This is a genomic window from Mesorhizobium sp. M7A.F.Ca.AU.002.02.1.1 (assembly GCF_003998535.1).
Lineage (GTDB): Bacteria > Pseudomonadota > Alphaproteobacteria > Rhizobiales > Rhizobiaceae > Mesorhizobium > Mesorhizobium ciceri.
In genome coordinates, this window is record NZ_RZPB01000175.1 from 1 (window position 1) to 9,256 (window position 9,256).

Below are 9,256 nucleotides of genomic sequence, written 5' to 3' on the forward strand. Positions count from 1 at the left end.
ACCGTCAACAGATGCTCTTCTCCGCCTCTCGGAGCCGTGCCGACGAGGATGAGCTTGCGCACCAGCCGTCCGTGCTCGGCAGCGATCTGCTGGGCGACGCAGCCGCCGAGGGAAAAGCCAAGAAGGTCGACTTCGGAGAGGCCGAGCAGTTTGATAAAGGCGACCGCGTCTCGGGCCATCGCTTCGATATTGTCCGGCGTTTGTCCTGTCGAGCGGCCGACCCCGGCGTTGTCGAAAGCGATCACCGGTCGATCGGCGGCCAAGACATTCACGACGGCGGGGTCCCAGGCGTCGATGTTGCCCGAGAAATGCTGCAGGAGAACCAGCGCCGTTCCGGTCGATGGGCCGAGGCGGCGATAGGCGAAGCGGATTCCGCTGCCTTCGATGTAAAGGGTGGGTGCCGTTTCGAGCGTGGCGGCGTCCTGGCTCGGGGTGTCGAACTCAGTCATGTCATCCTCCGGATGCTTGGCATTAGAAATCGAGTGGGTGCAACTGGTGCGGTTTCAGCCAGGTCTGAGCCGTTCGCGGCTCAAGGCATGCCGTAGTTCGCCCAGCACGCGCGGCGCTCCCGGCACGAAGTGCCGGGAGCGGTATCGTCACTTCACGAGCGCGGCCTTTTCAATCACCGCGGCGACTTCCTTCGCGTGGACGACGAGGGAGGAATGGCTCCCGGCGACCTCCGTCGTCTCAGCCTTCATCCTGTTGGCGAAGATCTTCTGGACCTCGGGTGCGATGACCTTGTCCTTGGTGCTGATCACATAGAATGTCGGCTTGTCGTGCCAAGCTGCCTTGTCGACGGGAGCCTCGAACGCGGTGTGGTTCAACGGGAGCTGATGGTTTGCCAAGGACTCGGCGATCTCCGGAGGAAGGTCGGCCGCGACTGCCGAAGGAAACACTTTGGGATCGATGTAGAGGTTGCCCTTTTCGTCGGGATGAATCGCCGCGGCGCCTTCGGTTGCCGGGCCGCTCTTGGCTAAGCTCGCCAGAGATTCTCCCACGTCAGGCGCGAATGCGGAGACGTAGACGAGCGCCGAGACGTTGGGATCGTCACCTGCCTGCGTGATAACCACACCGCCCCAGGAGTGGCCAACGAGAACGGTCTTGCCGTTCTGTTTGGCGAGCGCCTGTTTGGTGGCCTCGACGTCCGCCGCCAGGGAGGTGAGCGGGTTTTCGACGAGCGTTACATTGTAGCCCTTCTTCGTGAGGATATCGGCAACCGGCTTCCAGCTCGTCTGGTCGACGAAAGCGCCGTGGACGAGCACGATATTGTGGGCCGGCCCCTTGGGCAGCTGAGCTGATTGGGCGGGGGCGGCAACTGCTGCTCCGGCCATGAGGACGGTGGCGACGGTGAGTAAAAGATTTCGCATTGGTTGCTCCTGTTGAGATGACGGACGACGCGGGTCCGGGGAAGGGCAGGCGTGTCGGCAACAGCCGCGGTTCTCCCATCTGCCGTTCGGGTGATGGTTGCCGCGCGAACCGTTGGCTCGACTTGCGATCAACTAGTACGTGGAGCATTTGGACGTTAGGCCTCAATCGTCCGAATATTGTGTCTGACCGTCCGCCGTACTACCATCGGGACGATGGACATCCTCGCTGAAGTGCTCGATCGCGTTCGCCTGGGCGGAACCTTGCTGTTCCACTTCGAGCTCGGCCATCCCTGGAATCTTGCGTTGGCAAAGCGCCCCTACGCCCTGTTCCACTATCTCAGCCGTGGCTCGGCCACCCTCGCGCTCGAAAGTGGACGAGAATTCCACATGACCGAGGGCGACTTTGTTGTCGTCACGCGTGGCGAGCCCCATGTGATCTACTCGGACAGCCGGATCGAACCGTTACCGATTCTCCATATCGATCGACTGGACGGGCGTCTTGGGCTCATTCGTCACGGAGGCGGCGAGCAGCCGCACGCGACGATGATTTGTGGCAATTTCACTGTGGCACGGCCCTCGCGCGGTAGTGTTTTGGAGTTGCTTCCGCCACTGCTTCTCCTCAAGCCGACGGAAGACGGAGGATGGCTCGAGGCGATTCTGCAACGCATGGTGAGCGAGGCGGCGCACGCGCGTCCCGGACAAGGCGTTGCACTGTCACGACTGACAGAAGTGCTCTTCGTCGAGGTGTTGCGAAGCTGGATCAAGTCTCTCGGCCCCGGGGAAGGCGGTTGGCTGGGGGCGATGGCGGACCCGCACATAGGACCGGCACTTCAGTTGATCCATGAACGACCGGACCGACCTTGGACGCTTGGCGACGTCGGGCAAAGCGTGGGGCTTGGTCGGTCGGCGTTTTCGGCTCGCTTCACCAAGCTCGTTGGAGAGCCGATGTATCGTTATCTGATCGCACGCCGAATGTCGGAGGCCGCATTTCTTCTCGAAACAAGCGACGAGGGGATTGCACGGATTGCGAGTCGCGTCGGCTACGAGACCGCAGCCGCGTTTTCGAAGCTGTTTCATCGACATCATGGCCTATCGCCTGGCCGTTATCGAGCAGTTCGGCGGTCTGACGGTGGCCGAAGGCGAGGGGGCGTTTCGGAAGCAGAAGTCGCCGATTGACCTCGACCACGCTGGCTTATGGAAGGTCTGGCGACAGTCATTCCGGAACTCCCACCATGGCGAATTCCGATATCAAGCGGCACAGCCGTGTCTGCTCAGCCAGTTCTCGATCAGCAGAAACAGCACTGCAACGAACAAGTCCGTGTAGGTCGGACTACCCGGCGGTTCCGTAAACTGTCTTGTGTTCTTGCGTATGCGGAAATTCGATATTTCTGTGGGCGCCCCAAGCCTCAGCAAAGAGACGATAAATGCCGGCGACCAGGATATTGTGGGGGCAACTCGTTGCCGTGCTTCTGATCGTGCTGGTCACTACTTGGGGCGCGACGCAGTGGACCGCATGGCGGCTTGGATTCCAGCCGCAGCTCGGGGATCCATGGCTCGAGCTTGCCGGCCATTCCATCTATCCGCCGCCGGCCTTTTTCTGGTGGTGGTTTTTCTACGATGCGTATGCGCCAGAGATTTTTCTGGAGGGTGCGCTGATCGCGGCGAGCGGCAGCTTTATCGCGATCGCAGTGGCCATCGGTATGTCGGTGTGGCGGGCACGGGAGGCGAAGAATGCCGCCACATATGGTTCTGCACGCTGGGCGACCAGCAAGGAGATCAAAGCCGCTGGGATAGTCGGTCCGGACGGGGTGGTGCTGGGAAAGCTAGAGGGCGACTATCTCCGCCACGACGGCCCAGAACACGTTCTGTGCTTCGCGCCGACCCGAAGCGGCAAGGGTGTTGGCCTTGTCGTCCCGTCTCTGCTGACTTGGCCAGGTTCGGGGATAGTTCACGATATCAAGGGCGAGAACTGGGAGCTGACGGCCGGATGGCGCGCTCGCTTTGGCCGTGTCCTGCTGTTCGATCCAACCAATGCGTCCTCTGCCGCCTACAACCCTTTGCTGGAAGTGAGACGCGGCGAATGGGAGGTCCGCGACGTGCAGAACGTTGCCGATGTCCTGGTCGATCCCGAAGGCTCGCTGGAACGCAGAAACCATTGGGAGAAGACCAGCCACGCGCTGCTGGTCGGTGCCATCCTGCACGTTCTCTATGCCGAAACGGACAAGACGCTTGCCGGAGTTGCGAATTTCCTTTCCGATCCCCAAAGGCCGATCGAGATGACACTGCGCACCATGATGGTGACGCGGCATTTGGGGGAGGGCGGGCCGCATCCGGTGGTGGCCTCGGCAGCTCGCGAACTGCTCAACAAGTCGGAGAATGAACGCTCCGGCGTGCTCTCGACAGCAATGAGCTTTCTGGGTCTCTACCGCGATCCGGTGGTGGCGAAGGTGACGTCCCGCTGCGACTGGCGTATCGCCGATCTGGTCGAGGACGAGCGGGCAGCGACACTCTATCTGGTCGTGCCGCCCTCCGACATCAGCCGTACCAAGCCGCTCATCCGGCTCGTGCTGAACCAGATCGGGCGAAGGCTGACGGAAGACCTTCATGCGAAGGATCGACGGCATCGTCTGCTTATGATGCTCGACGAGTTTCCGGCGCTCGGCCGGCTCGATTTCTTCGAGTCGGCCCTCGCTTTCATGGCGGGCTACGGCATCAAGTCCTTCTTGATTGCACAGTCGCTCAACCAGATCGAAAAAGCGTACGGTCCGAATAACTCCATCCTCGACAACTGCCATGTGCGGGTGAGCTTTGCCACCAACGACGAGCGCACGGCCAAACGCGTCTCCGATTCGCTGGGAACGGGAACCGAGATGCGGGCCATGAAAAACTATGCCGGTCACAGATTGTCGCCCTGGCTCGGGCATCTGATGGTCTCGCGGCAGGAAACGGCGCGTGCGCTGATGACGCCCGGCGAGATCATGCAACTACCACCGAGCGATGCCATCGTCATGGTTTCGGGCCTGTTCCCGATCCGGGCCAAGAAAGCACGCTATTTTGCCGATCCACGTCTCGCAGGGCGCGTCCTGCCGCCACCGAACCCTGAAACGGCCTCAGGACCACCGCGCCCGGATGACTGGACCGGCGCTACAGTCCCTCCGGTGCCGAAACGCAATCCTCTGCAATCCGGGCTCTCTGCGGACCCGCAGGACGGGGATCCGGAAAATGGCGGCATCCGCCGTCAGCCTGAGCTCCCGGAACACGAGGATATCGCGCCGGAACCGCAGGCACAGCTCAATGAAGAGTTCGATCTGGACTGGGACGAATCCGATGATGACACGGTGCGTCGGCGGGCGGCCGATCAGGCTATGCGGCGCGCTGCACGGCAGGCCACCCTCGATCCTGATGACGGCATCGGGCTTTGAACGTGAAGGATGCCAAGAAGAGAAGGCTTTCGGCCTATCTCGATCCTGACGTCATGAACGCGCTTGCCGACTACTCGGCACGCCGCGATGTGTCGCTGTCGCTGATCGCCGAGGCCGCGATCGCCTCGTTCCTTTCACCGGATGCCGAGGAGCGGAAGGAGGCGGCAATCACCCGTCGTCTCGATCAGATCGACCGGCGTGTGCAGCGTGTCGAGCGCGATGTCGGCATCGCCATCGAGACACTGGCTCTGTTCGTGCGCTTCTGGCTCAACTCGACCCCGGCATTGCCCGAATCCGCGCAGGCGGAAGCCCGTGCGAAAGGCCTGCAGCGGTATGACGCGTTCGTTGACGCGCTTGGCCGCAGGCTGAGCAAGGGACCAAAGTTCAGACAGGAAATCGCTGATGAAGTCCCGGCGTCACCAACCGGCGCGGATGATTCCCCGTCGCGGTAGATGGCAGCGCCAGGCCGCGAGATCGCCGTACCGCATTCGGCAAGTCTCTGCACGCCGCGCTACGCTCACCGATTTTGCCTGTTGCAAGGTCGGTATTCATGCCTCTTCTAATCATCCCCGACCGCGGCACGAACAGGCTCGCCGCAGCGAACGGGGACCATCGTGGCAGGCAATCATCATTCTGGCAGGGAAGCGGTGTCGCGCGGCGCGCGCATGCTGCGCACGGCGCTTGGACCGGCCATCGCCCGCTTCCTTGAGGATCCCGAGATCGTTGAGGTGATGCTGAACCCGGATGGACGCATCTGGGTCGACCGGCTGGGCAAAGGGCTCTGCGCCTCCGATGAACTGCTGGTCCCGGCCGACGGCGAGCGCATCATCCGCGTGGTGGCCCACCATGTCGGAGCGGAAGTGCATGCGGGTGCGCCGCGCGTATCGGCCGAACTGCCGGAGACAGGCGAACGTTTCGAGGGGCTGCTGCCGCCGGTCGTCATGGCGCCGACCTTCGCCATCAGGAAGCCGGCGGTCGCCGTATTTGCCCTCGGGGATTACGTCACTGCGGGGATCATGACCGTGGGCCAGGCCGACGTGCTGCGGCTTGCCGTCGAAAAAAGGAAAAATGTTCTGGTCGCCGGTGGAACGTCGACTGGCAAAACGACGCTGGTCAATGCGCTGCTGGCCGAGGTTGCCAGAACCACCGACCGCGTGGTCCTGATCGAGGATACGCGCGAACTGCAATGTGCCGCGCCCAACCTGGTGGCGCTGCGCACCAGGGATGGTGTCGCCTCGCTGTCCGACCTGGTCAAGTCCTCACTGCGGCTTCGGCCCGACCGTATCCCGATCGGTGAGGTTCGCGGCGCGGAAGCGCTCGATCTGCTGAAGGCCTGGGGCACCGGCCATCCAGGCGGCATCGGCACCATTCACGCTGGTTCTGCTACTGGCGCATTGCTGCGGCTCGAGCAACTTGTGCAGGAGGCCGTGGTCACGGTCCCGCGCGCGCTGATTGCGGAGACCATCGACCTCATTGCTGTCCTCGCTGGCCGGGGTGCTGCCCGCCGTCTCGTCGAGATCGCGTGGGTCGAAGGTCTTGATCCCGCCACCGGTGATTATCGCACGCTCGAAGCCAGGCTTGAGAGTGCCACAGCCACAGATCCCCAGTCCCCATTGGAGCTTCAGAATGAACCCGATCCGCTTCACTTCGTCATCTATCCCTAAGCCTGTTGTGCTGGTTACGCGTGTCGCAGTGGCGGCTGCCATCGTGGCCATGAGGATTGTGCCTGCCCACGCCGCAGGCTCGTCCATGCCGTGGGAACAACCCCTTCAGCAGATCCTCGAATCTGTCGAGGGGCCGGTCGCCAAGATCGTGGCGGTGATCATCATCATCGTCACCGGCCTGTCGCTCGCCTTCGGCGACACGTCCGGGGGCTTCAGACGCCTGATCCAGATCGTGTTCGGCCTGTCGATCGCTTTCGCGGCGAGTTCTTTCTTCCTGTCGTTCTTCTCTTTCGGCGGCGGAGCGCTGATCTGATGGAGGAGGAAGTGCGCGGCTTTTTCGCACCGGTGCATCTTGCCCTCACCGAGCCGATCCTGCTCGGCGGCGCGCCGCGCGCGGTTGCCATCGCTAACGGCACGCTCGCCGGTGCGGTCGGGCTTGGTCTGCGTCTTTGGATTGCAGGTCTCGCCATCTGGGCGATCGGTCATTTCGCCGCCGTCTGGGCGGCCAAGCGCGACGCGCAGTTCGTCGACGTCGTTCGCCGGCACCTTCGCTATCCCGCGCATTTCGGCTGCTGAGGGTTTGTGAATGATGAATCTCGCCGAATACCGCAGACGCCCGTCCAGCCTCGCCGACTATCTTCCCTGGGCAGCACTGCTTGCACCAGGCGTGGTGCTCAACAAGGATGGCAGCTTCCAGAGAACCGCCCGGTTCCGCGGTCCCGATCTGGATTCTGCCACGCCGGCGGAACTCGTCGGCACAACCGCTCGGCTGAACGGCGCTCTCCGCCGTCTAGGCTCGGGGTGGGCGATCTTCATCGAAGCGCAGCGCAACCCCGCTGCCACATATCCGGACAGCCGGTTTCCGGATTCCGCATCGGCGCTTCTCGACATCGAACGGCGCGAGCAGTTCGAAAGTGCCAACGGCCGGGGATCGTTGCAGTGGAGCCGTCAACCAAACGGAGAGCTGTTCGAGAGCAGCTATTTTCTCAGCTTCGTTTGGCTTCCGCCGGCCGAGGATGTCTCGCGGATGGAGAACTGGCTTTACGAAGGCCGGGAAAAGACCGGCGTCGATCCACGGGAACTGCTAAAGAGCTTCGTCGACCGTACTGACCGTGTGCTGGATCTGGTCGAAGGCTTTGTTCCGGAAGCTGCATGGCTCGATGACGGCGAGACACTGACCTACCTGCACTCGACGGTCTCGACCAGGCGTCATCGTGTCCGTGTTCCGGAAACACCGATGCATCTCGACGCACTTCTGGTCGACCAGCCGCTTGCCGGTGGACTGGAGCCGCGACTGGGCGACACACATCTGCGCACGCTGACCATCATCGGGTTCCCGACTACCACCTTTCCGGGGATCCTCGACGATCTCAATGCGCTTGCCTTCCCCTACCGCTGGTCTACGCGGGCGATCCTGCTCGACAAGACCGATGCGACCAGGCTGCTGACGAAGATCCGCCGCCAGTGGTTTGCAAAGCGGAAGTCCGTCGCCGCGATCCTCAAGGAGGTGATGACCAATGAGGCATCCGTGCTCGTAGACACAGACGCGGCCAACAAGGCAGCCGATGCGGACGCGGCCTTGCAGGACCTCGGCTCCGACCAGATCGGCCAGGCTTACGTCACGGCCACACTGACGGTGTGGGATGCCGACCCGTCGATCGCGGACGAGAAACTCCGGCTGGTTGAGAAAGTGATCCAGGGGAAGGATTTCACGTGCATCGCCGAGAGGGTCAACGCCATCGAAGCCTGGCTCGGCAGCATTCCCGGTCACGTCTACGCCAACGTCCGCCAGCCGCCGCTATCTACCTTGAATCTCGCTCACATGATCCCCCTCTCGGCAGTCTGGGCGGGACCCGTCGAGGATGACCATTTTCGCGCGCCGCCGCTGTTCTTCGCCAGGACAGAAGGCGCAACGCCGTTTCGTTTCAGCCTCCATGTCGGCGATGTCGGTCACACCCTCGTCGTAGGCCCGACCGGGGCCGGCAAGTCGGTACTCCTGGCACTTATGGCGCTGCAGTTCCGGCGCTACGGGAACAACCAGATCTTTGCCTTCGATTTTGGTGGCTCGATCCGCGCCGCCATGCTCGCCATGGGCGGCGACTGGCACAATCTCGGCAGCAGTGCGTCGAGTGGCCAGGGAGCGGAAGATCCGCTTGCCCTTTTGACCTTGGCAGATCTGTCGGACGACATCGACGCAGTTTCGCTCCAGCCGCTTGGCCGTATTCACCACGTTCCGGAGCGTGCCTGGGCAGCCGACTGGCTCGTCGACATTCTTCTGCGCGAAGGCGTCCCGGTCACGCCGGACGTAAAGGAACATCTCTGGTCAGCGCTGACGTCACTGGCCAGCGCACCTGTTCAGGAGCGGACGCTCACTGGCCTGACGGTGCTCCTCCAGTCCTCGTCGCTGAAGCAGGCCTTGCAGCCCTATTGCGTCGGCGGTCCCTATGGCCGGCTGCTCGATGCCGAACAGGAACGCCTGGGCGACAAATCCGTACAGGCGTTCGAGACCGAAGGGTTGATCGGCACCGGTGCGGCTCCGGCCGTGCTTGCCTATCTCTTCCACCGCGTCGAGCAGAGAATGGATGGCCGACCGACACTGCTGATCATCGACGAAGGCTGGTTGGCGCTCGACGATGGCGGGTTCGCCGATCAATTGCGTGAATGGTTGAAGACGCTGAGGAAGAAGAATGCTTCCGTTATCTTTGCCACGCAATCACTCTCCGACATTGACGGCAGCAGGATCGCGCCAGCCATTGTCGAAAGCTGCCCGACGCGGCTGTTCCTGCCGAACGAACGCGCCATC

General features: G+C 62.5%; 9 protein-coding genes. 7 read left to right on the forward strand and 2 right to left on the reverse strand.

What is annotated here, in order from left to right; translation table 11 throughout:
• On the reverse strand, window positions 1–449 hold a 449-nt coding region (locus tag EN879_RS13360; RefSeq protein WP_164774401.1), incomplete at its 3' end, for an alpha/beta hydrolase.
• A 147-nt stretch (window positions 450–596) separates the two neighbouring features.
• Window positions 597–1,367 (reverse strand): alpha/beta hydrolase, encoded by a 771-nt coding sequence (locus EN879_RS13365; RefSeq protein ID WP_063170717.1) that lies wholly within the window; start codon window positions 1,365–1,367, stop codon window positions 597–599.
• 213 nt (window positions 1,368–1,580) lie between these two features.
• Here EN879_RS13365 and EN879_RS13370 point away from each other — a divergent pair, with 213 nt between their 5' ends.
• The 7 genes from EN879_RS13370 to trbE all read left to right on the forward strand — a co-directional run.
• Complete coding sequence (locus EN879_RS13370) at window positions 1,581–2,543, forward strand: AraC family transcriptional regulator (RefSeq protein ID WP_063170889.1); 963 nt, start codon at window positions 1,581–1,583, stop codon at window positions 2,541–2,543.
• Between the two features lie 248 nt (window positions 2,544–2,791).
• Complete coding sequence (locus tag EN879_RS13375) at window positions 2,792–4,789, forward strand: conjugal transfer protein TraG (protein WP_063170716.1); 1,998 nt, start codon at window positions 2,792–2,794, stop codon at window positions 4,787–4,789.
• A 53-nt stretch (window positions 4,790–4,842) separates the two neighbouring features.
• Window positions 4,843–5,241 carry a hypothetical protein gene (locus EN879_RS13380; protein WP_063170888.1) on the forward strand — a complete coding sequence of 133 codons (399 nt, stop codon included), beginning with the start codon at window positions 4,843–4,845 and terminating at the stop codon, window positions 5,239–5,241.
• Between the two features lie 213 nt (window positions 5,242–5,454).
• Window positions 5,455–6,453: a P-type conjugative transfer ATPase TrbB gene (gene trbB, locus EN879_RS13385; protein ID WP_127274084.1), complete on the forward strand. Its 999-nt coding sequence runs from the start codon at window positions 5,455–5,457 to the stop codon at window positions 6,451–6,453.
• 49 nt (window positions 6,454–6,502) lie between these two features.
• Window positions 6,503–6,766, forward strand: coding sequence for a TrbC/VirB2 family protein (locus tag EN879_RS13390; RefSeq protein ID WP_244514475.1), 264 nt, complete (start codon window positions 6,503–6,505; stop codon window positions 6,764–6,766).
• A complete protein-coding gene (locus EN879_RS13395; RefSeq protein ID WP_063170713.1) occupies window positions 6,766–7,029 on the forward strand; it encodes a VirB3 family type IV secretion system protein in 264 nt (87 codons plus the stop codon). The genes EN879_RS13390 and EN879_RS13395 overlap by 1 nt, the downstream gene beginning before the upstream one ends.
• Before the next feature lie 10 nt (window positions 7,030–7,039).
• On the forward strand, window positions 7,040–9,256 hold a 2,217-nt coding region (gene trbE / locus EN879_RS13400; protein ID WP_127274083.1), incomplete at its 3' end, for a conjugal transfer protein TrbE.

What these genes read in the sequence shown, in the direction of transcription:
- EN879_RS13365 (WP_063170717.1), bottom strand. Translation starts at nt 1,367, where the DNA reads ATGCGAAATCTTTTACTCACCGTCGCCACCGTCCTCATGGCCGGAGCA.
- EN879_RS13370 (WP_063170889.1), top strand. Translation starts at nt 1,581, where the DNA reads ATGGACATCCTCGCTGAAGTGCTCGATCGCGTTCGCCTGGGCGGAACC.
- EN879_RS13375 (WP_063170716.1), top strand. Translation starts at nt 2,792, where the DNA reads ATGCCGGCGACCAGGATATTGTGGGGGCAACTCGTTGCCGTGCTTCTG.
- EN879_RS13380 (WP_063170888.1), top strand. Translation starts at nt 4,843, where the DNA reads ATGAACGCGCTTGCCGACTACTCGGCACGCCGCGATGTGTCGCTGTCG.
- trbB (WP_127274084.1), top strand. Translation starts at nt 5,455, where the DNA reads ATGCTGCGCACGGCGCTTGGACCGGCCATCGCCCGCTTCCTTGAGGAT.
- EN879_RS13390 (WP_244514475.1), top strand. Translation starts at nt 6,503, where the DNA reads ATGAGGATTGTGCCTGCCCACGCCGCAGGCTCGTCCATGCCGTGGGAA.
- EN879_RS13395 (WP_063170713.1), top strand. Translation starts at nt 6,766, where the DNA reads ATGGAGGAGGAAGTGCGCGGCTTTTTCGCACCGGTGCATCTTGCCCTC.